The organism is Haematospirillum sp. H4485 (assembly GCF_012102745.1).
In the GTDB taxonomy this organism is placed as follows: domain Bacteria; phylum Pseudomonadota; class Alphaproteobacteria; order Rhodospirillales; family Rhodospirillaceae; genus Haematospirillum.
The window spans coordinates 18,210-39,367 of record NZ_JAAVSY010000004.1; the positions used below are offsets into that span (position 1 = coordinate 18,210).

18 protein-coding genes are annotated in these 21,158 nt (G+C 55.0%); 8 read left to right on the forward strand and 10 right to left on the reverse strand.

Features of this window, described 5'->3' with window-relative positions; all coding sequences use genetic code 11:
* Positions 1 to 165: 165 nt before the first annotated feature.
* From btsR to HEQ61_RS04525, 5 genes are all read right to left on the reverse strand, one after another.
* Positions 166 to 873 (reverse strand): two-component system response regulator BtsR, encoded by a 708-nt coding sequence (gene btsR / locus HEQ61_RS04505; protein ID WP_168019863.1) that lies wholly within the window; start codon positions 871 to 873, stop codon positions 166 to 168.
* Positions 870 to 2,552 carry a sensor histidine kinase gene (locus tag HEQ61_RS11495; protein WP_168019865.1) on the reverse strand — a complete coding sequence of 561 codons (1,683 nt, stop codon included), beginning with the start codon at positions 2,550 to 2,552 and terminating at the stop codon, positions 870 to 872. Before HEQ61_RS11495 ends, btsR begins: the two co-directional genes overlap by 4 nt.
* Before the next feature lie 263 nt (positions 2,553 to 2,815).
* Positions 2,816 to 3,784, reverse strand: coding sequence for an ABC transporter substrate-binding protein (locus tag HEQ61_RS04515; protein WP_168019867.1), 969 nt, complete (start codon positions 3,782 to 3,784; stop codon positions 2,816 to 2,818).
* On the reverse strand, positions 3,781 to 4,761 hold the full coding sequence (locus HEQ61_RS04520; RefSeq protein WP_168019869.1) for an ABC transporter substrate-binding protein: 981 nt from the start codon (positions 4,759 to 4,761) through the stop codon (positions 3,781 to 3,783). Before HEQ61_RS04520 ends, HEQ61_RS04515 begins: the two co-directional genes overlap by 4 nt.
* 162 nt (positions 4,762 to 4,923) lie before the next feature.
* Complete coding sequence (locus HEQ61_RS04525) at positions 4,924 to 6,348, reverse strand: FAD-binding oxidoreductase (RefSeq protein WP_168019871.1); 1,425 nt, start codon at positions 6,346 to 6,348, stop codon at positions 4,924 to 4,926.
* A gap of 194 nt (positions 6,349 to 6,542) precedes the next feature.
* Between HEQ61_RS04525 and HEQ61_RS04530 the strand changes: the two genes are divergently transcribed.
* On the forward strand, positions 6,543 to 6,788 hold the full coding sequence (locus HEQ61_RS04530; protein WP_066131963.1) for a DUF2061 domain-containing protein: 246 nt from the start codon (positions 6,543 to 6,545) through the stop codon (positions 6,786 to 6,788).
* A gap of 46 nt (positions 6,789 to 6,834) precedes the next feature.
* Here HEQ61_RS04530 and HEQ61_RS04535 read toward each other — a convergent pair whose 3' ends face one another.
* The 4 genes from HEQ61_RS04535 to HEQ61_RS04550 all read right to left on the reverse strand — a co-directional run bounded on the left by HEQ61_RS04535 (position 6,835) and on the right by HEQ61_RS04550 (position 10,053).
* Positions 6,835 to 7,809 (reverse strand): L-threonylcarbamoyladenylate synthase, encoded by a 975-nt coding sequence (locus tag HEQ61_RS04535; RefSeq protein ID WP_168020034.1) that lies wholly within the window; start codon positions 7,807 to 7,809, stop codon positions 6,835 to 6,837.
* 16 nt (positions 7,810 to 7,825) lie between these two features.
* Positions 7,826 to 8,593 carry a 3'(2'),5'-bisphosphate nucleotidase CysQ gene (gene cysQ / locus HEQ61_RS04540; RefSeq protein ID WP_168020035.1) on the reverse strand — a complete coding sequence of 256 codons (768 nt, stop codon included), beginning with the start codon at positions 8,591 to 8,593 and terminating at the stop codon, positions 7,826 to 7,828.
* A gap of 75 nt (positions 8,594 to 8,668) precedes the next feature.
* Positions 8,669 to 9,601 carry an AEC family transporter gene (locus HEQ61_RS04545; protein WP_168019873.1) on the reverse strand — a complete coding sequence of 311 codons (933 nt, stop codon included), beginning with the start codon at positions 9,599 to 9,601 and terminating at the stop codon, positions 8,669 to 8,671.
* A gap of 56 nt (positions 9,602 to 9,657) precedes the next feature.
* Positions 9,658 to 10,053: a hypothetical protein gene (locus HEQ61_RS04550; RefSeq protein WP_168019875.1), complete on the reverse strand. Its 396-nt coding sequence runs from the start codon at positions 10,051 to 10,053 to the stop codon at positions 9,658 to 9,660.
* 241 nt (positions 10,054 to 10,294) lie between these two features.
* Here HEQ61_RS04550 and HEQ61_RS04555 point away from each other — a divergent pair, with 241 nt between their 5' ends.
* Positions 10,295 to 11,803 carry a leucyl aminopeptidase gene (locus tag HEQ61_RS04555; RefSeq protein ID WP_168019877.1) on the forward strand — a complete coding sequence of 503 codons (1,509 nt, stop codon included), beginning with the start codon at positions 10,295 to 10,297 and terminating at the stop codon, positions 11,801 to 11,803.
* A gap of 147 nt (positions 11,804 to 11,950) precedes the next feature.
* Positions 11,951 to 13,696, forward strand: coding sequence for an acyl-CoA dehydrogenase (locus HEQ61_RS04560; protein ID WP_168019880.1), 1,746 nt, complete (start codon positions 11,951 to 11,953; stop codon positions 13,694 to 13,696).
* 26 nt (positions 13,697 to 13,722) lie between these two features.
* Here the strand turns inward: HEQ61_RS04560 and HEQ61_RS04565 are convergent, their stop codons facing one another.
* Positions 13,723 to 14,373 (reverse strand): hypothetical protein, encoded by a 651-nt coding sequence (locus HEQ61_RS04565; protein WP_168019883.1) that lies wholly within the window; start codon positions 14,371 to 14,373, stop codon positions 13,723 to 13,725.
* 117 nt (positions 14,374 to 14,490) lie between these two features.
* On the opposite strand from HEQ61_RS04565, the gene HEQ61_RS04570 reads away from it, so the two are divergent.
* The 5 genes from HEQ61_RS04570 to rsmA are packed head-to-tail and all read left to right on the forward strand — an operon-like array spanning position 14,491 to position 21,151.
* Positions 14,491 to 15,627 carry an LptF/LptG family permease gene (locus HEQ61_RS04570; protein WP_272487526.1) on the forward strand — a complete coding sequence of 379 codons (1,137 nt, stop codon included), beginning with the start codon at positions 14,491 to 14,493 and terminating at the stop codon, positions 15,625 to 15,627.
* A complete protein-coding gene (locus HEQ61_RS04575) occupies positions 15,624 to 17,837 on the forward strand; it encodes an LPS-assembly protein LptD (RefSeq protein ID WP_168019887.1) in 2,214 nt (737 codons plus the stop codon). Before HEQ61_RS04570 ends, HEQ61_RS04575 begins: the two co-directional genes overlap by 4 nt.
* Before the next feature lie 35 nt (positions 17,838 to 17,872).
* Positions 17,873 to 19,183, forward strand: coding sequence for a peptidylprolyl isomerase (locus tag HEQ61_RS04580; protein WP_168019888.1), 1,311 nt, complete (start codon positions 17,873 to 17,875; stop codon positions 19,181 to 19,183).
* Between the two features lie 42 nt (positions 19,184 to 19,225).
* Positions 19,226 to 20,248, forward strand: a complete 1,023-nt coding sequence (pdxA, locus tag HEQ61_RS04585; RefSeq protein WP_168019889.1) for a 4-hydroxythreonine-4-phosphate dehydrogenase PdxA — start codon at positions 19,226 to 19,228, stop codon at positions 20,246 to 20,248.
* Between the two features lie 15 nt (positions 20,249 to 20,263).
* Positions 20,264 to 21,151: a 16S rRNA (adenine(1518)-N(6)/adenine(1519)-N(6))-dimethyltransferase RsmA gene (gene rsmA, locus HEQ61_RS04590; RefSeq protein WP_168019890.1), complete on the forward strand. Its 888-nt coding sequence runs from the start codon at positions 20,264 to 20,266 to the stop codon at positions 21,149 to 21,151.
* The last annotated feature ends 7 nt before the right edge of the window (positions 21,152 to 21,158 follow it).

The following is a 21,158-nucleotide window of genomic DNA, read 5'->3' on the forward strand; positions in this document are numbered from 1 at the left end:
ATGGTTGTTGATGAAACCTTATCTTTTTTATGGATTTTTGGGGGCATACAAACAGCAAGCGGCTTGATAAAACTGCCAGCGGCAGAAAAACAGCTGCGAGCGGTTCTGAAAAAAGCCCCCGCACCCGACGGAACACACACAGGCCCACGCCGTGAAAAAACCGGGTCATGCTATACCAAGATGCTCTTTGAGCAACCCAAGGGAACGCCTGCTAACCGGCACCGTGTGATTACTGCATGTTTCAATCAGGGCACCCCCTCCGTCGCACAGCGCAATATCGCGAATATGGTCGGGATTGATCATATACTGACGATGGCAACGAATAAGTGGTGTACGGTCTTCCATGGTCCGAAGGGTCAGCTCGGTAAAATGCTCCACGCCGTCTGTGGTCATCACATAAATCCCACCGGGCCTGGAGACAGCGGCCTCAATCTCCTCAACCTTGAACAAACTGATCCGATGCAACCCGGAGCAGGGAATCCGCAGCAACGGACGCGTAACAGAAGGTATGGAGCGGTTCTTGTCACGCAAGGCATCCAGGGTTTTTTGCAACCGTAATTTCTCAATCGGCTTGAGAACATAATCAAAGGCCCGCCCTTCAAAGGCCTGCAGGGCATAATCCTCATGGGCTGTCAGGAAGATGATCCGGGGCATACGTTGTGGATCAAGCATGGACAAAAGCTCGATACCACTGATCCGGGGCATCAAAATATCCAGGAAAACGGCATCCGGCGAGGTCCGGTTGATCGCAGCCAAGGCATCCACTGCATTGCCACACTCACCGACAACCTCAACATCACATTCATCCAGAAGGAGAGCCTTCAACGCATCGCGGGCCAAAGGTTCATCATCAACAACCAGAACACGGATCATGCGGCAACACTCCGCTTGCACCCCAAGTCCTGCATACTGGACATAGATACCGGAATAGAGAGGGTAGCTCGGGTTAATGTTCCCGGCAGGCATGTCATATCAAGCGTACCGCCGCTCCTACAAATTTTCTGCCGTATAAGGCCAAGGCCCATACCCTTCACCACAGCAGAGCCGTCCTCACTGTAAAGCCCGGCGCTGTCTTCCACCGCTATAACCAGGCGGTCTTCTTCACGGTGTGCCCGAATACGGACAGTACAAGAACCCAGACTCTGGGAAACACCATGCTTGATGGCATTCTCCACCAGCGGCTGCAGCACAAAGGAAGGTACACTTTCCTGGTACAGGTCATCCGGGATGTGTATCTCCAGATTCAGACGATCTCCAAAACGTGCCTGCCCGATAGCCAGATAGCTGGTCACGTGCTCCAGTTCATCTTCCAAAGATGCCTCTCGCCACGGATGCTCCAGATTACGGCGCAACCATGCCGCAAATTTCTGGATCAAAAGGCGCGCATGATCAGGGTCATGACGAACAGCGGCAGCCATTGTATTCAGTGCATTAAACAGAAAATGAGGGTTAAGCCGGGCCCGTACCAACTCTTCCCTGGCTTCCTCAAGCATACGAACCTGCTGTACACCACGCTCCGCAGCCCATGCCGACAAGAGCAATGCCCCAACCATTTCCGTCAAGGCCACGACGCATGAAGAAAGCGGATGATAATCAAAAACAAAGAACACCAGATGCCCACTATATTCTCCTTCCCCATTGCCAAAAGGTATGACCAAAACTGAATCAGATCCCGGACAACGGGTAGGAAAAACCGTCTGAGAGAGCTGCGCTGGATTCTTGCAGGACGCTATGTCATCAGGACGAAATGCATCGGGCACGTCACCCACACGGGCCAAGATCTGCAAGCCATCTGTTACGCAAACACCATTGACACCAAGGCCGTGCCATAGAAGCTCTGCAACAGAAGCTGCTCGCTCGGGATCCAGGATCGGAAACAACCCTTGAAGCTTGCCTGCAAGATCCTGCGCCTTGTTCCACGCGGCAGTCATATCAAAACGGGTAGCACGTATACACACTTTAAAGACAGACACAAAGCCTGCACTAGAAACAGCCTGTACCAGAAGGGTAAATGCAGCGGCAAACAGTAAAGACGATTGATCAGGCCCGATCAGATCTGTTCCCAAGAGGATGACCATATAATGCAGGGACACAGACAGCAGCGTCGCCAGAGGAATAACGAACAGATTGGGCAAAAGGGGAAAAGAAGCTCGATAACGTATGCACAGGTGACACACCACCCCAACCAGAAGTACACATGCCACCATTGAAAATGCGGTAATGGTATCATAAAGCCCCAGACCATAAAGGCAGAGGGAACTGGTAACCGCTACGGCCCCCGCCACAACAAGACCTTGCAGGAGACAGGCTATCACCACACCGGCTATGGGGAAAACAACCCAGTGGGGGCCAAAACAAGCTGCCTCAAGCCACCCGCACAAAACAGACAAGAGCACAGCCCCAATCATAAGCACGGCCTTGCGTGACCATGACGGGTATGACGTACAGACTGAAGATAAAAGAAATGTGGTCCCCAAAACCCAAGCCAACAAGACGTAACCCGAGACCTGTTCCACAAACAAGACAACTAAAGAAGAAAAATCGGGGAGCACAGGTGCGCCTCCATAACTTACGCCAAGACCACAAGCCCCAGTATCCCTGCACCCCTAGGCCTGCGCATCCTGCCCCAATACCCACAAAATAAAACAGGACTTATTTGCAGGACTGCCATCTCGATATAAGATAGCAGTTCTTATATCGTCATAATTTCAATATTTTAGCTTAAAAAGCGGGATAAGATGCGCCACAAGAAAAATATTCAGGATTGATTTATTGCGTCAGATAAAAATAATAAAGGTAGAGATAAGACTAACTGTCAGGGCAAAACAACAGCTCCATCAGGAATCGTGGCCTTGTGCAGATCCGCTGCTGCTTTTGAAACAATCAGATGAGGCTTGGGCAGAACAATAGGTAGCATGGATGCATCCTGTCCTTTGAAAACAGCCAACGCCATTTCAGCGGCAGCACGCCCAATATCCTCAGCCAACGGAGCCCAGGTTGCCAGCCACCCCTTCCGTACAGGATCCTCGCCAGAAGCAAAAAGCGGTATACGGGAACCAATAGCCTGATGAATATCAGCAGCCTGTGAAATCAGGTAGCTGTCGGTTCCGATAAACAGGGCATCTGCACTCAATTCACCGGACGAGATACTGACCAAGGCACGTTCAAGCGCATCCGTCCCCGGGGCAACCCGGCGTTCCAACACCTCTACCCCGGCTGGTCCTGCCCAACCGCGAACTTGATCAGCAAACAAGTTCGCATTGCTTTCCCGCGCATTGTACAGGAGAGACAGACGCTTGATAGGTACCAGACGCGACAAGGCATCAAGCTGCGCGTTAACAGGGACCCCAATTGTAACGCCCGTTACATTGCCACCAGGAATTTTCATGGAGTGGACAAGGCCGGCACCGACAGGATCAAAGACATTGACGAAAAGAACCGGCACAGCACCACGAACAACCTGCACTGTCATCTGACACGCTGTTGTCCCGAAGCAATAGACAATATCAAACTTTTTGCCCGCAATATCTTCCTGCAAGGCCCGTATCTTCTCGCCAAGAACGGCCCGGTCCTGCTTGGACAAAATCTCGGTATACATTACCGAGTACCCATTCTCTTCGATCTTGGAGCGGAATGACTGTTCAACCGCCGTAACACCACGCCACAGAACCATCAGAACGGTCCTCTGCTCTGCAGCTGCAGCCGAAAAAGACAAGACCGCACTGGCCAGCCCAAAACAAACAGCAGCCGAGAACCGTAACAGGGTTGAACGGAGAATTATCATGGAACAGCCTTTTCTGTCACGCCCCCCGGACCAGGAACACCGACGGGAAACACAATATTATGCCGCTTGGCAGCCGCTGCATCAAAAAACAACTGCGGCTTGGGCATCCGAACCTCCTCAAGCCCCGGGTCTGTGCCCTTACCCAACACATCCAAAGTCAGATCTGCGGCCATACGGCCGATTTCAGCTTCGTCCGGAGCCCAGGCAGCAACCCAGCCAGCCCGCACCAACTCATGACGACCTGCCAAAAGGATAATACGTTCCCCCACGGTTTCCGCAATTTCTTGTCCGCGTGACGTCACATAACTGTCATCAGAGACAAACAGTACATCGGCAGCAAGTTTCCCGACGAAGAGGTCAGAAATGACTTCATCAAGGCTTATACTGCCGGGAACAACACGCCTTTCCTCGACACGAATCCCCTCTTTCTCGGCCCAGTCCATTACAGCATTGCGGGAGAGGATGGAGTTGTATTCACGTGGATTATAGAGGAACAAAAGGCTGTTGAAACGAACAAGGCCACGCAGAACAGAAAGCTGTTCCCCAACAGCCACTCCTCCTTTCACGCCACCCGTTCCAAGCCCCGGAACGACCAAGGAATTGGCAACGCCAGTCCCTACCGGGTCCAGAACATTGGCAAACACAATGGGAACATCGCCACGCACGACCTGCTTCGCCACCATACAAGCCATCGACTCTGAACAATAAATCAAGCTAATCTGCCCGCCATCAAATTGGCTGCGCAGTTTACGCAAACCATCAACCAAACGCCCCCGGTCTTGCTCTGCAGACAGAACTGTAACCTGATGCGGTACTCCGGAATGGTTCATACGGTCTCGCCATGCGCTCTCGACAGCGGTTTCACCACGCCACAACAGCATCAGAATATGGTGTTCAGACGCAAAAGCTCCCCCGAATGCCGGGGCCAGAAGCCAAGCCGACAGAGCCGCCGCAAGTGTCCTGTGCCACCTGGCCATTACGTCCCGACCGACCCTTTCTCACGGATTCCCACCACTCTCCAACAATAACTGCCATAGGACAAACCGCCCCGAACTTTTGAGACGGCCTGTCTGAATGGTGACAGCAAGATACAGAGCCAAGGATAGATCAGCTGAGAGGGACTTGTTTACTGGAAGGCACTATCCCCGATCGCTGCAAAGGATAACGCCGGGATTAAGAATATATTGGGGATCAAGGGCCTTTTTGACCCTACGCATCATATCAATCTCTTCATCTGCCTTATAACGAAGCATCTCATCAACCTTGAGACGCCCGATACCGTGCTCGGCGGAAAAAGACCCGCCCATGTCAGCAACAATGTCATGGACAATCCGGTTCAAATCTTCCCACTTGGCAAGAAAATCAGCTGAAGACATTGCCTCGGGCTGGGTCAGGTTAAAGTGGATATTACCATCTCCGACATGCCCGAATGGACACGGCCTGATCCCAGGAACGGCCTGAGATACAGCCTGCATAGCCCGCTCCAGAAACTCCGGCACACTGGCAATGGGAACGGATATGTCGTGCTTGACCGAAGCGCCCTCGTGCTTCTGGGCCTCGGGCAGCCCTTCGCGCATTCTCCAGAATGCAGCGTCCTGCCGCCCGCTCTCGGCAATAACCGCATCGCCGATCAATGCCTGCTCAAACGCTTCTTCCAGAAAGCGTTCAAACACCGTGCGCAAATCTGTTCCGGCCCGGGTGGTTGAAAACTCAACCAGGACATACCATGGCCAAGGAGACTCAAAAGGATCTGTAACACCATCAAGATGACGACATGCCAGCTCAAGAGAGAAACGGGCCATAAGCTCAAAAGCACTGACCTGGTCACCCGAGAGGAAGCGTGCCAAAGCCAGAAGATGAGGAACAGAGCGGACATCGGAAACAGCACACAGTGCTGTCTGCTTTTCCAGCGGGCGGGGGAAAAGCTTCAGAACAGCAGCGGTGATAATGCCGAGCGTCCCCTCCCCCCCGATAAACAAGTGTTTCAGCGCATAACCCGTATTATCCTTGCCAAGGTGCTTCAGGCCGTTCCATATCCGACCGTCTGCCAGCACAACTTCCAGCCCCAGGCACAGATCGCGGGCATTACCATAGCGCAAGACATTCAAACCTCCCGCATTGGTTGCCAGATTACCACCAATCTGGCATGAGCCCTGCGCACCAAGCGACAAAGGGAAAAAGCGATTTGCGTCCAATGCGGCCTTCTGGATCGTTTCCAGAACCACACCGGCTTCCACAGTCATGGTAAAATTGACGGGGTCTATGGAGCGAATCCGGTTCATGCGCCCCAATGACAGAATAACCTGACCGGCATCGGAAACGGCGCCGGCACATAGCCCTGTATTACCGCCCTGGGGGACAAGGCTTAATGCGTGGCGGGCACACAGCTGTACAACAGCGGAGACCTGATCAACCGAAGATGGTCGCACAACAAGCGATGATGCGCCACGATACCGCCCACGTTCCTCACGCAGAAACGGATCAAGGGCCTCAGGATCAACAAGAACACCCTCTGCTCCGATGACAGAATACAGTTCGGACAAGATATGATCAGCTATAGACACAGAAGGTACCCCGAAACCTGTTTTATAAAATCAGGGATTATATGTTGGTTCTCATATACCGCAATCCCCACAACAGAAAGAATGGTATATCTTGGCATGTCTCAATCATACAAAGAGAAAATGCTCTCTGGAATCATACAAAGAAATGCGGCATGCTAATGGAAATACTGTTCTTGTGAGTGGAGCACCGCAGCATGCGTGATATCCTGAAGACGGGTAGTTTTGCGGTCCTGCATTTCTGTGTTGGCTTTGCCATCACCTATCTTCTGACCGGTTCCATCGCCATCGCGACGGGGGTTGCCCTACTGGAACCAACCGCAAACACCATCGTATTCTACTTCCACGAGAAGGTGTGGAACAAGTTCTCACCACAATCCAAGGTTATTGGCGCGTGCGGTGGGCACAAGCGACTGGCCGAAGAACCATTCGGAACACGCTGACCGGAACCTGCACCAGCCAAAACCAAGACTCGTGCAGGCCCCCATATCAGACAAAGAAACCCTGACGGGGATCACGCGGGGCAGCTGCACGTCGCAAACGATCGTTGATCGCCAATCCCAAACCATGATCGGGAATAGGCATCACGGCAATGCCAGCCCAACCGGCAGCATCCAGCTCGAACAACATGGCAAAAAGATTGGCAGCAGCTTCAACCAAATCCCCGGAAGGAGACAGGTTAAGCGTGGCTCCCGCTGTCATACCGGCAGCACCGAAACCGAGCAATGCCTCCCCTGGCCCTGCCGACACAGCATCAAGGCGAACGGGACAAGAAGGAGCATAATGCGACAAAAGCTGACCGGGGCTATGCGGTGCCACATCATTGTCGACATCCCACAACAGCGGCCCAAGAACAGATTCCAGACGTTCCCGCGAAATCCCCCCGGGACGCAGCAAGGCAGCCTGACGCCCCGTCAAATCCACAACCGTACTTTCTACCCCGACACCACACGCCCCCCCATCCAGAACCATATCAACACGGTCACCCAAGCTGGCAACAACATGAGCAGCAAGCGTCGGGCTGATAGATCCTGACCGGTTGGCCGAAGGCGCGGCAACCGGGCGCCCGCATTCGCGCAGAAGGGCAAGAGCCAAGGGGTGATCCGGTACACGAACGGCAACACTGGGCAGACCCGCTGAAACCAGGGAAGAAAGAGAGCACCCCTCACGCCGTGGCAAAACAAGGGTTAGTGGCCCGGGCCAGAAGGCAGCCATAGCCAGTCGGGCCCGTTCATCACAGTGAACCAAGGGCACCAAGGATTCCGGATCCGGTACATGACAGATCAAGGGGTTGAACGATGGCCGTCCCTTAGCCTCGTAAATGCGGGCAACGGCACGATCTTGGGTTGCGTCAGCACCAAGGCCATAGACTGTCTCAGTCGGAAACGCGACCAAGCTACCTGAACGAAGGAGACCTGCTGCAGCCGTCAGCGCTGTCGGATCAGAAAATGGGATAACAGGCATCAGGACAGAACCCGCATCACAAGCCGGAGGCGATAAAGCCCGGATTGCCAAAACCCGGCTTGCCATAGACAAAAGGTGCACCGTCAAGACAAGTCATGCGCCCGCCGGCAGCCAAAAGAACAGCATGGCCCGCACAGGTATCCCACTCACTGGTAGGACCAAAGCGGGGATAGACATCAGCCGTCCCTTCTGCCAAACGACAAAACTTCAGCGAACTTCCGGCGTGCACGATACCGGCAACAACCTTGTCTGCAAGCCAGGCCGAAAGAGCGTCTCCCTTGGCATGAGAACGACTGGAAAGCACGGTCAGTCCTTCTGCCCCGGGGGCACGGCACTGCAAACGTTCCGGCAGGCCATCACCCGTATACCGAAATGCACCACCGGAACCACAGCCGAGATACAGCACATCCAGGACCGGAAGGTATACAATTCCGAAGACAGGGTATTGCCCTGAAACCAATCCGACATTAACAGTGAACTCGCCGTTCCTTCGCACAAACTCCTTTGTGCCATCCAAAGGATCAACCAGCCAGAACGGCCCACTCCCCACAGAAGGGCAATCCCCCGCAGCTACAGCTTCTTCGGCCACAACGGGAAAATCCGGCGTCAAATCACGCAGGGCTGGAACCAGAATGTCCTCGGCAACACGATCCGCTGCCGTCACAGGTGAATCGTCGTCCTTTTGCAGGACAGCAAAATCACTTTCGTAAATCCCCATGATCGCAGATCCAGCCTTGCGAACAACCGGTATCAAACTGTCAGCAAGAAAGCGAAAATCGGGCATATCAGTCACAGAAGTCTTCCATTATCTGGTGTTCACAAGCCCCTTCCTCACTGCATGGCACTGAAAAGAGGGATTCTATAACATATCGGCCACAAGAACCGTGGCCGGCAGGGTAAAAAAGGCCAAGATCATTTGTAAAGATATTATGCGGGCCATAAGCGGGGCATCCCCTCCCATCTGCCGGGCCAGCACATAGGCTGAAGGCGGGGCTGGCAACGCGAGCATGAGAATGACCACCGCACGCACCATACCTTCCAGCCCCAACAGGTGCGCCGCCAACACCCCACCGGCAGGCATAATCAAGAGCTTGAGCAGAGAAGATAGCGCCTCCATCAACCAACTTGCACCCAGCGGACCAAACCGCAGCCCGGAGCCAGCCACCAACAAAGCCATAGGCACAGCCGCTGCTCCGGCAAGCCCCAGACCATCCATAAGACCGGTAGTAACAGAAATAACCCCTGTTCCAACAGCCCAGCCAATAACACAGGCCCAGATCAGTGGGTTACGTGCCAAGGCCAAGGTTATGTTGAGGACAAGATGCCACGTTCCCTGCGCCTGCACCAAAGAAACCGATAAAGTACCAACGCACAGCACATTGAATAAAATAACTGTTACGCCAGCCGCCGCTGCAACCAAAGCCAGACCGGGCGGCCCCCACAACCCCTCGGCAACACCCAGAGCAATAAAGGTATTTCCACGAATAACCCCTTGGAAAACAGATGTAAAAGCCGCACGATCACAGGCTGGGAACAGGACAGGAACAGCCCACAAGGCCAGCGTCATACATAATGATACCCCAAGAATACCACTTGCCATCCCCCCAATTACAGCAGGCTCAGGCGGGCGGTGACCCAAGGCATGGATCAGGAAGGAAGGGATAAGAATATAGTAGGTCAGCCACTCCAGGGCAGACCAGATCCTCGGGGAAACAAAGCCTGCCGCACGTGCGCCGTATCCAAGCCCCAGAAGCATCACCACAGGCAACAGCGCACCAAACACAACAAGCACTGCACGTTCCTTACCTTATTAGCCAATAAACAAATCTATACATGCTCAATCAAGGCTTACCGGCACTTGGAAAAACGTGTCAACTGGCCGGAAGCATACGTGTATTTACGCATCTCTGCCCCCACGACTGTAAACAGGAAATCAGGACTGTCGCTAGGCTCAAACCGCTGCAGTTTGAAGGAAACACTGCCACTTCCCGGCTGCCAGGAATACTTGCCACGGGCATAGCCCCAGTCGGTGGCGGCCTTGCGCCAGCGATAGCCACCGGAGGAAAAGATCATCAGCAGGCTGCCACTGTCCTCACACCTTTGCCCGGCCTTTACCCAAGACCCCTCAAGATCAGGCGAGACGTCATTGCGCCAGCTGTAAGACTGCGCAAATACGTCATCTGCAGACATGATGACAGTCCAGAATGCAACCAGGAACAACAACACAGCATATCGGATGCGCATATCAAGAACCTCCCCCAAAAGCCGGGCAAAAGCTTAGGGCACATGGCTGCAAAATTCCACCATCCGTCGTGCCTTTATTTTCACACAACATTCAAGAATTTCGCGCCCATACCGGCAGTTATACCTTTTCAGGAATCCGGAAAGGGGTAAATATCCACAAGAACTTCGATTTGCACGGCCATCATCGCTTCTGGTTTCACAGGCCCCCTTATGGCCCCGGACAAGCACAGAGAGACAGACAATGAAAATAAGCTTCGCCAAACCTGCCCTACCTGCCTCGGGTACAATTGTTGTCGGCATTCTTGCCGGGCGCAAATTAACCGCAACGGCCCGTTCCCTGGACAAATCTGGCGGAGGACACCTGAGCCGGGCCATGGAAGCTGCTGCCTTTGAAGGGCGGGCCGAGCAAACACTGACCATTCTCGCACCAGCTGGCAGCGGCTTGTCCCGTCTTGTTCTTCTGGGCATGGGTGAAGCCGCGAAGCTGGATACGGCCGCGTTCGAACGGCTTGGCGGAGCCACATGGTCAGCCATAGCCAACGCAAAGGACAAAGACGTCACGCTTGTTGTCGATACTCTCCCCGGATGCAATGTGCCCATCGCACAGGCAGCAGCGCACATGGCCATCGGGGCTCTCCTGCGCTCTTACCGCTTTGATCGCTACCGGACCGAAGCAACAGAAAAGAAAGATGACAAGCCGCAGGTTGGGAAGTTGATTGTTTCAACCGCAGACCATGATCTGGCCAAAAAAGCCTTTGCCCCGATGGAAGCCGTGGCCGAGGGCGTGTTCCTGACCCGAGACCTGCAAAGTGAACCAGCCAATATCCTGGGTCCGGTTGAGTTCAGCGAAGAATGCCAGAAGCTGGAGAAGCTTGGCATCAAGGTCAGTGTCCTGACTGAAAAAGAGATGAAGAAACTGGGCATGAATGCCTTGCTGGGCGTCGGGCAAGGCTCTGTCCGCGGCAGCCGCACCGTGATACTGGAATGGAACGGCAGCAAGGCCAAAACGCCACCTCTGGCCGTTATTGGCAAGGGTGTCTGCTTTGACAGCGGCGGAATCTCCATCAAGCCAGCCGGTGGCATGGAAGACATGAAGTGGGATATGGGCGGAGCCGGCGTGGTGACCGGGCTGATGGCAGCCTTGGCCCGGCGCAAGGCCAAGGCCAATGTGGTTGGCTTCCTCGGCTTGGTCGAGAATATGCCATCTGGCACAGCCCAGCGCCCGGGGGATGTTGTCCGGTCCATGAGTGGCCAGACCATCGAAGTCATCAACACCGACGCGGAAGGGCGGCTGGTGCTGGCCGATGTCCTGACCTATGCCCAACGCAAGTACAAACCGGCCACTATTATTGATCTTGCGACCCTGACAGGGGCCATCGTCATTGCCTTGGGGATGGAGCACGCCGGACTGTTTTCCAACGACGACACACTGGCCGGACAGCTGACCAAGGCCGGACAGGAGACGGGGGAAAAATTGTGGCGCCTGCCGATGGGAGACAGCTACGACAAGCTGATAAAATCAGACATAGCCGACATGAAAAACGTCGGCGACGGTCGTGGTGCCGGCTCCATTACGGCAGCCCAATTCCTGGCCCGTTTTATAGAAAACGGAACACCATGGGCACATCTGGACATCGCCGGAACAACCTGGACCAACAAGGATCTGCCCCTGGTATCCAAGGGCGCCACAGCCTTCGGTGTGCGCCTGCTGGACCGCTACATCGCTGAACACATTGAAAACAAGCGCTGACAGCATGAAGCACCCCCGCACATCGTGTGGCGGGGGTGCTCATCATGTGGGAGAGCAGGAAAAATATACCCTTTTACTTGCATGGATTAACCTGATCCTGCACCCTTCCCGGGAAGACCTGATGACAGGGATGTGCCAGGAGGAAACATGGCTGACTATACTGCCCCTCTGAAAGAGATCATGCATTCCATGAAAGTGGTCGGGCTGTCGGATATCACGGCACTGCCTGCCTACAGCGACGCAACGGATGATCTGGTACAGGCCGTGCTGGAAGAAGCAGGGCGGCTGGGCAGTCAGGAACTGGCACCACTGAACAGCATTGGTGACCGCATGGGGTGCCGTCTTGAGAATGGCACGGTTCGTACCTTCCCGGAACTACAGTCCTTTTATGCCCGCTACCGTGACGGGGGCTGGAATGCCATTCCTTTTGATCCCGAATACGGGGGACAAGGTCTTCCTTGGCTGGTTGCAGCTGGCGTACAGGAAATCTGGCAATCTGCAAACATGGCTTTTGGCCTGTGCCCCATGTTGAACCAGGGCGCCGTGGATCTGCTGGACGCCCACGGATCCGAAGAACAAAAGGCCCTGTATCTGCCGAAAATGATCTCGGGCGAATGGACCGGCACCATGAACCTGACGGAATCACAGGCCGGGTCCGATCTATCACAGATCAAGGCACGGGCCGTTCGGGAGGGGAACGCATACCGGATTACAGGCACCAAGATTTTCATCACATATGGCGACCATGACCTGTCGGACAATGTCATTCATATGGTTCTGGCCCGCCTGAATGATGCACCGGAAGGCGTCAAGGGAATCTCCCTGTTCCTGGTTCCGAAATATCTGGTCAATCCCGACGGCAGCCTTGGTGACCGCAATGACGTTATCTGCACGGGGCTGGAACACAAGCTGGGGATTCATGCCAGCCCGACAGCCGTCATGTCATTTGGGGAGCACGAGGGAGCTGTTGGCTGGCTTGTCGGTGAAGAAAACAAGGGGCTGGCCTGCATGTTCACCATGATGAACAATGCACGCCTGAATGTCGGGCTACAGGGCTATGCCATTGCTGAACGGGCCTATCAGCATGCCGCTTGGTATGCGCGGGAACGTGTCCAATCAAAACCCGTGGTGGGGGAGCACAAGGGGCCAGCCACCATTATCCATCACCCTGATGTCCGGCGTATGTTAATGAACATGAAAGCCCGCACACAGGCCGGACGCCTGCTGACATTTTCGGCCATCGCTGCCAATGACAGGGCCATCAAGACAGCAGATACCCGAAAAGCAGCTGCATGGGCGGCCCGGGTCGCGCTACTGACCCCGCTGGTCAAGCTGTGGGGCACAGAGATCGGCGTGGATGTTGCCAACGAAGCTATTCAGGTCTTTGGCGGCATGGGCTTTGTAGAGGAAACAGGCGCGGCGCAGTTCTACCGTGATGCACGGATTGCCCCCATTTACGAGGGAACAAACGGCATTCAGGCCGCCGATTTCGTCGGCCGCAAGATCCAGAAAGACCAAGGGCATGAAATGCTTGCACTGATTGACGAGCTGCGTACAGCCCTTCCACGCCATGATACCAGCCTGACACCACCTCTCGAGGAAGCCTTGAAGGGACTTGAACGAACAACACGCTGGGCCTGCACCGCCTCAACCGCAGACGCCTATGCGGCGGCCCTCCCCTTTACCCGGCAGGCTGCCCTGACACTTGGTGGATGCTGGCTTGCCTTGTCAGCGACGCAGGCTCAAAACAGCGAAGATCAAGCTTTTGCGCAGGAGAAGACAACAACAGCCCTGTACTTCATCCGCCATATTCTTCCGCAGGTAGCAGCTTTGGAGGCCGATGCGACAGCAGGCGCCAACGCCCTGATGGCGATACCGGAAGAAGCCTTCTAGCCTGAAGGATCGGGGGACCTCCCCTCTCAGAGGAGGGTGCAGTAGTAGAGTGCCTTGCCAAGAGCACTGGCACCATCGTTGCCGGCCACCTGCTCCAGTCGAGCCCGTGTGATCTGCCCGGTCCACTGGTGCCGCTGGGACAGGATTTCCAGAATTGACACACTGTTGGACGGCGTAAAAGCAACACCCGCCTGTTTCCAGAGACACCGGCAATCCAGCTTAGGCACAAGCTGTTCGCACTGTGCTACAACCTTCCCTGCCATATCATCCGTATATTCATTGGACGGCCTGGAGTTATAGGCTTTCAGCCACAATCCACCTCCAACCCCAAGTGTCAGGGCAATGCCCAAAGCAACAATGCGGATAAAGAAACCAAACTGCGAGGGACGACGGAGAGGCCGACCATGATGGTCGTGGTGACCAGGGTGATGGTCCGCCGTATGATGATGGTCAGCAGCGGAAGGCCCATGGCTGTGATGACCATGGGCATGGTGCGGCTGTGGATGTGTAGCACTGCCATGAGACCCCGGGCCATGAGGGCCGGAAGTCGGGTGACCGTGGTGCCTGAGGCCACGATTGCCATGCTTGTCCGGTTTATGATGGTCCGGACCATGCTCCCCTGCGCTATGGCCGGGGTGATGAGCCCCACCGGAAGAATGGCTGTGATCCTTGGCCATACGCGCCCCCCTTGTATCATAAACCCTCCAAGTACAGCGTATTGTAGCACATCCTGTCCGAAACATGGAAATCGTGCTGGTTTCTGGATACAAAGCCGCTCTATACTCCGCCCCACGATGCGTACCATAACGTCCTATGTCCTGTTTCAGCTTGCTACCGGAACCATCTTGGTCACTGCCGGTCTGCTTTCTGTTGCCTGGCTCACACAGTCGCTGCGTTACATTGAACTGATTGTTACGCAGGGTGTGTCTGTCCACTCTTTCCTGACCTTGACCGGATTGCTGCTTCCAGGCTTCCTGTCCCTGATCATGCCCGTCGCCTTGTTTATGGTTGTTTTGTTTACATACAACCGCCTGAATACAGACCGGGAGCTTGTTGTTATACGTGCGGCCGGGGTGGGCCCATTCGGCTTGGCGTGTCCAGCCCTGATCCTGGCTTTTGTCATGATGGCAGCTGGCTACAGCCTGACGCTCTGGCTGGGGCCGGAAAGTGCACGTTCCTTCAAGGAACTGCAATGGAACCTACGCAATGATGCATCAAAGTTGATGATCCAGGACGGCACCTTCAACGATGTTGCTACCGGCCTTACGGTCTATACCCGCACCAGAACCAGCAATGGAGAGCTTCTTGACGTCATGATCCATGACACCAGGACACCGGGCAAGACAAACACGATTATAGCAGAGCGGGGAGCTGTTGCTTCGTCGCCGGCAGGCCCCGTTCTGATTCTGGGCAAGGCGAGCAGCCATCAGGTCACTCTTGGGACTGGAACCATGGCACTGCTGGATTTCGAACGCCTGTCCGTCAACCTGTGGGATCAGCCCGGGAAAGAACACGGGCAGCGCTATCGTGAAGCACAGGAGCGACCAACGCACGAGTTGCTGACAGTCACAGAGAAAACAGATCTGACCATCCGCCCGGCTGATGTACCCCGTTTCCGGGCAGAGGCCATACAACGACTGTTCAATCCCATATCCTATGTCTGCTTCGTCCTGATTGCCCTTGCTGGTCTTTTATCAGGTTCCTTCAGCCGACGTGGCCATACGCAGCGTATTGTTCTGACAGCCGCAACCATGGTCTTGGTACAGTCCGGGATCATAGGTGCCGGTAATCTGGCATCACACGCTACAGATCTTTTACCCCTAATTCCTGCAGCTGTTCTTTTGCCAACAGCGGTAGCCTTGTTTATCCTTGCTCGCTCAACCCGATCTATCACCGTGTCCCCTTTCCCCAACCGGACCAGAATGTCATGACAAGACGTGGCATGTTACCACCGCTTTCTCCGCTGACGCGCCCGATACCATTTCTCCTGTCAGGCATGATGGTGTGTGCCACGGCAATTGCGCTATGTATCCCGCAACAGGCGTGGAGTCAGATGCAGCCCCCCCCGCCAACAGAAAACCGTGCGGAGGAACAGAAACCGCGTGCGCATGTAACTGCCGATGAATTGATCCACGACAAGAACCTGGATACGGTTACAGCGCGTGGAAATGTAGAGTTCCAGTACGGTGCGGTCATTCTGATCGCTGATACCATCAGCTATCAGCCCGGAAAAGATTTGGCTACGGCCAGCGGAAACGTGGTGCTGACAGACGAGGATGGTACCACCACATTCACGGACTATGCAGAGTTAACCGGAGACCTGAAAAACGGCTTTACTCACGCCATCAAGGTTGTACTTGCGGATGGATCACGCAGCCATGCTGAACAGGCGGTACGCCGTGAAGGAACCTCGACAACCCTTGAAAATGCAGCCTACACACCGTGCGATGACTGCGGCGATGATCCTGTCATATGGCAGATCAAGGCCGTACGGGTTGTGCACGACCAAAATGCCCGGGAAGTTCGGTATAACCACGCATGGCTTGAATTGTTTGATGTGCCCGTGCTGTATACCCCGTATCTGTCTCACCCGGACCCCTCTGTCAAACGCAAAAGTGGCTTTCTGGTCCCATCGTGGAAGAACAACAAAGATCTTGGTTCTGCCTTTAGCATACCATGGTTCCAGGTCATCAATGATCAGCAGGATATAACCCTGACGCCCACGATAACATCAAAGGAAGGGATTGTTCTTGGCAGTCAATATCGTATTGTCGGACACAAAGTGGCCCTTTCTGCCACAGGGTCCATAACCCGGGACAATCGGGAGCGTGTCCGCAATCACGTGTCTGCAAAAGGACTATACGCCATAAACGATACGTGGCGCGCCGGTGCCGATATTGATCTGGCATCTGATCCAACCTACCTGCGGCGTTATGGCTTCGGAGCACCGGCTTTCCTGGAAAATCGGGGCTATGTCGAAGGGTTCAGCCGTCGCAGCTATGCCGCACTGGAAAGCTTCTATTTCCAGAACACAGGCGCCCCGCTGAGAAAGGGCTATGAGATCCCGTTTGTTACTCCGCTGGGCAGCATCAATTACAGTACAGAACCCGATAACAGGGGAGCATGGACAACGCTGGACATATCCACTGCCAGCATAAACCGAACATCAGGGCCAAAAAGCCAACGGGCAACAACAACACTGGGATGGCATTTACCCTATGTCGGATCTGCTGGAGACGTATGGAGACTGGATACAAGTCTGCGTGGAGATGTGTGGCATGTTGCTGATGTACCAATCAAGGACAGCACCGATCATCGCTATACAGGGACCATAGGGCGAGCCGTGCCTGAGGCCGCACTGACGTGGAGTCTCCCGCTTGAGCGTACGCATGAAGACTGGAGCGAGGTGCTGGAACCAACGATACAGGGTATTATAAGCCCGCGTGGGGGCAATAACCGTAAAGTCCCCAACGAGGACAGCCTCGATTTCGAGCTTGACGATGTCAACCTGTTCTCGACCAACCGCTTCACGGGCTATGACCGCATTGAAGGCGGAACACGGGTGAACTATGGGATACGCTATACGGCATACGGCACAAGGGTGGGGACCATAGACACCTTGGCAGGGCAGACGTGGCGGCAGCATCCTGATGGATTGTTCCAGAAAACATCCGGGCTTCATGACACTTTCTCCGACTACGTCGGCAGACTGTCTGTTTACCCGAACAGCAATTTCTCGACATCCTGGCGTGTACGGCTGGATCGCGACAATGGTGAAATACGCCGCAATGACTTCAACACAACAATCGGACCGGATGTCATGCGTACAACGGTTGGATATGTAAGCACGCAGCGTCCCGCGATTGAGGACAATACCACCGGCGAACGCAAGGAGCTCTACAGTGGCGTATCGTCACGTATCTCGCGGTACTGGAGCAGCGGTGTATCCGGACGTTGGGATGTCGCCCGTAACGGGGGGCCAATCGCAACCCAAGGACAGCTTGTTTATGAGGACGAATGTATTGGTGTTACCTTACAGGCTGGCCGTAAATATACGTATGACAGGGATTATAATGGTGGAACATTTATCGGCTTGGTCCTGTCACTAAAGACACTGGGCGACTATAACACACAGCTCTGAGACAATCGGGAATGGCAAGAGTAGCAAGGCATCCTATGATACACACCACACAGACAACCAATGTCGCATTACGATCCAGGCTTCCGGTGTCAGCCATTGCCTTCTGCGTCGGACTTTTATCGGTATGCGGATCCTTGCCTGCTTTTGCTGTACAAAGTGGCCAAACACAGCGCATCGCAGCCGTTGTGAACGATGAAGCGATAACATGGAAGGATGTTGACGAGCGGACATCTCTTCTTCTGCTGACCTCACGCCTTCCGGACAATCACGAAACCCGGCAGAGAATTGTCCCACGCGTTATTCAGGTTCTGGTCAACGAGCGCCTGAAAGTGCAGCAAATCAAGAAGGCAGGAATAGACGTAGAGCCAGCTGACATTGCAAATGCAAAACGTCAGATCGAACGAAATAACGGATTCCCGACCGGCGCACTGGATGATTTGCTAAAGCATCAGGGTCTTGCTCCTCATATCCTGGAAACACAGCTCCGCGCTGATATAGGCTGGGTACGCTACGCACAGAGTACACTGCGGCGTCAGGTTTCTGTTGAGCCTGCCGAGGTTGATGCTGTCATCAGTACCATGAAGGATAACCTCGGGCGCCCACAGCGGCTACTGGCTGAAATTGTCCTGCCTGTAACTGATCCGGCTGAAGAGCGGCAAATGCGCGCCTTGGCTGATCGCTTGGTAGACCAGATCAGGCAAGGCGCTCCCTTTGCTTCGCTGGCGCGCCAGTTCTCGGCTTCAGTAACAGCTGCTGTAGGCGGTGATCTCGGCTGGATCACTACCGGAGCCTTGGAGCCCGAGATTGAGCGGGTTCTGGACACCATGTCGCCGGGCATGCTGTCACAGCCTGTCCGTACGACAGGAGGCTATGCCATCATGCTGCTGCGTGACGCCAGGGAACCCAGAAAGCAGAATCCGGATGATATCCGGGTCCAATTGAGCCAGATTTTCATGCCGTTATCCGGCCCGGCAGCCCTATCCGAAGCCAAGAGAGCAGAGATTGCACGCTCTGTCCGCGACACTGCCAAGTCATGCGCCGATATTGATGCAACGGCAGGTCAACTGAACCTGCCGGGATCCGGTGCCATCGGGAACATGCGACTTGCCGACCTGCCCCCGCCGGTACGGGCTGTGGTCAGGGATTTACCACTGAACACCCTCGGCGGCCCGGTTGAGGTTGCTGGCGGGGAGGCTATCGTTATGGTCTGCGATCGTCAGGACACAGCCGGCCTCCCACCACGGGAAGAGATCGAACAACGCCTGACGCTGGAGAAGCTGGAGCGGGTCTCCAACCGTGCACTCCGTGATCTGCGTCGATCCGCACTAATTGATATCAGACGCTGAGATCAATCGTACCAATCACGACAGAACGACACACTTTCTGCCATGCACACAACACGCCCCCTCGCCCTGACAATGGGAGACCCTGCAGGAATCGGGGGGGATATTACCTTGAAAGCGTGGCTTGGGCGGAAACAGAATCCGGTACCTGCCTTTGTAGCCCTTGATGATCCCGGGCGCCTGCAAGAACTAGCCTACAGGCTGGGACTGTATGTACCACTCGTAACGGTCAGCACAGCGCAAGAGGCACAAGCCGTATTTGACCAGGCCCTCCCCGTGATCCCTGTGCCCCTTGCCAAAAAAGCGGTTCCGGGATACCCGGATCCAGACCATGCCGGTGCGGTACTGGACTCCATACGTATAGCCGTTCAGATGACCATGGCTGGTAAAACCTGTGCCATGGTTACAAACCCCATCAGCAAGAAAGTGTTACGTGAACAGGGGTTTGGCTTCCCCGGTCATACCGAGTACCTGGCCAGCCTGGCTGGTCCTGATACACAGGCCGTGATGATGCTGGCCAACGAGAGCCTGCGGGTTATTCCAGTTACCATTCATATTCCCCTGCGGGATGTTGCAAGCACCTTGACCACAGAACACATTGTCACATGTGGACATACCGCCGCACAGTCCCTGCGACAGTACTTTGCCATCCCTTCACCCCGGCTTGCCATTGCGGGGTTGAACCCTCATGCCGGAGAGGGCGGAATTATGGGAACCGAAGAGCAGGATATTATCGAGCCTGCTGTTCAGCTCCTGCGCCAAGACGGCATTGAAGCATCTGGCCCCCTGCCAGCTGACACCCTGTTTCACGCTGAAGCCAAGCAGCACTATGACGTTGTGCTGTGTATGTACCATGACCAAGCCCTGATCCCACTCAAGGCCCTGGATTTTCATGGCGGGGTCAACGTGACCCTTGGCCTTCCCTTCATTCGTACATCACCAGATCACGGAACAGCATTTGCGCTGGCCGGGACCGGGAAGGCGCGCGAAACCAGCTTGGTTGCAGCCCTACGCATGGCCTCCGCCATGGCCGGGCGTTCTCCTGCCTCAGCTGCATATTTATCCTGAAAGTAACCTTGTGCCATGACGCCGTCGCATCCAGATTTCCCGGAACATCCCCTGTTCCCGCTTCTACCTCTACGCGAAACAATTGCCGCACACGGCTTGATGGCACGCAAGAGCTTGGGGCAGAACTTTCTCTTTGATCTCAATCTGACAGGACGCATCGCCCGTAGTGGCGGTACCTTGGCCGCAGGTACGACCATAGAAATTGGTCCCGGCCCCGGGGGGTTGACCCGCGCCCTGCTGGATAACGGCGCCCGCCACGTCATTGCCATAGAACGTGACCCACGCATGCTGCCGATCCAGCAAGAGATTGCATCCGCCTACCCGGAACGTCTTGAGGTCATGCAGGCTGATGCCCTTGCCATCCCCGTGCATACCCTTGGCACATCACCGCGGCGCATTGTGGCCAACCTTCCCTATAACGTTGCAACGCCGCTGATTCTTGAATGGCTGAAGCATATTCAGGCCTTTGAATGTCTGGTGGTCATGCTTCAGAAAGAGGTTGTCAACCGCCTGGCGGCACGCCCCCGTACATCAGATTACGGACGCCTGACAATTATCACCCAGTGGCTGTGCACCGTTGAACCCTTGTTTGACGTCAATCCCCGGGCTTTTATTCCCCCACCCAAGGTCACGTCCACGGTTGTGCGCCTGGTTCCGCGTCCGGCCCCCCTCGCCCCTTGCCGTTTTGACATGTTGGAGGCAGTCACCGCTGCTGCCTTCAATCAAAGACGGAAAATGCTGCGGTCCAGCCTAAAAGGCCTGGCAGCATACATGCCAAGCGGCATGACACCAGAAGACCTGTGCGCCGCCGCCAACATTGTACCTACAGCACGCGCCGAGGAGCTGGACATTCCCCAATTTTGCGCCTTGGCGAACAGCTTGGACCCCAGCCATACGCTATAAACGCCAC

Coding starts and splice junctions, on each gene's coding strand:
- btsR (WP_168019863.1), bottom strand. CDS start 873: ATGATCCGTGTTCTGGTTGTTGATGATGAACCTTTGGCCCGCGATGCG.
- HEQ61_RS04515 (WP_168019867.1), bottom strand. CDS start 3,784: ATGATAATTCTCCGTTCAACCCTGTTACGGTTCTCGGCTGCTGTTTGT.
- HEQ61_RS04520 (WP_168019869.1), bottom strand. CDS start 4,761: ATGGCCAGGTGGCACAGGACACTTGCGGCGGCTCTGTCGGCTTGGCTT.
- HEQ61_RS04530 (WP_066131963.1), top strand. CDS start 6,543: ATGCGTGATATCCTGAAGACGGGTAGTTTTGCGGTCCTGCATTTCTGT.
- HEQ61_RS04535 (WP_168020034.1), bottom strand. CDS start 7,809: ATGCCTGTTATCCCATTTTCTGATCCGACAGCGCTGACGGCTGCAGCA.
- cysQ (WP_168020035.1), bottom strand. CDS start 8,593: ATGCCCGATTTTCGCTTTCTTGCTGACAGTTTGATACCGGTTGTTCGC.
- HEQ61_RS04550 (WP_168019875.1), bottom strand. CDS start 10,053: ATGCGCATCCGATATGCTGTGTTGTTGTTCCTGGTTGCATTCTGGACT.
- HEQ61_RS04555 (WP_168019877.1), top strand. CDS start 10,295: ATGAAAATAAGCTTCGCCAAACCTGCCCTACCTGCCTCGGGTACAATT.
- HEQ61_RS04560 (WP_168019880.1), top strand. CDS start 11,951: ATGGCTGACTATACTGCCCCTCTGAAAGAGATCATGCATTCCATGAAA.
- HEQ61_RS04565 (WP_168019883.1), bottom strand. CDS start 14,373: ATGGCCAAGGATCACAGCCATTCTTCCGGTGGGGCTCATCACCCCGGC.
- HEQ61_RS04570 (WP_272487526.1), top strand. CDS start 14,491: ATGCGTACCATAACGTCCTATGTCCTGTTTCAGCTTGCTACCGGAACC.
- HEQ61_RS04575 (WP_168019887.1), top strand. CDS start 15,624: ATGACAAGACGTGGCATGTTACCACCGCTTTCTCCGCTGACGCGCCCG.
- HEQ61_RS04580 (WP_168019888.1), top strand. CDS start 17,873: ATGATACACACCACACAGACAACCAATGTCGCATTACGATCCAGGCTT.
- pdxA (WP_168019889.1), top strand. CDS start 19,226: ATGCACACAACACGCCCCCTCGCCCTGACAATGGGAGACCCTGCAGGA.
- rsmA (WP_168019890.1), top strand. CDS start 20,264: ATGACGCCGTCGCATCCAGATTTCCCGGAACATCCCCTGTTCCCGCTT.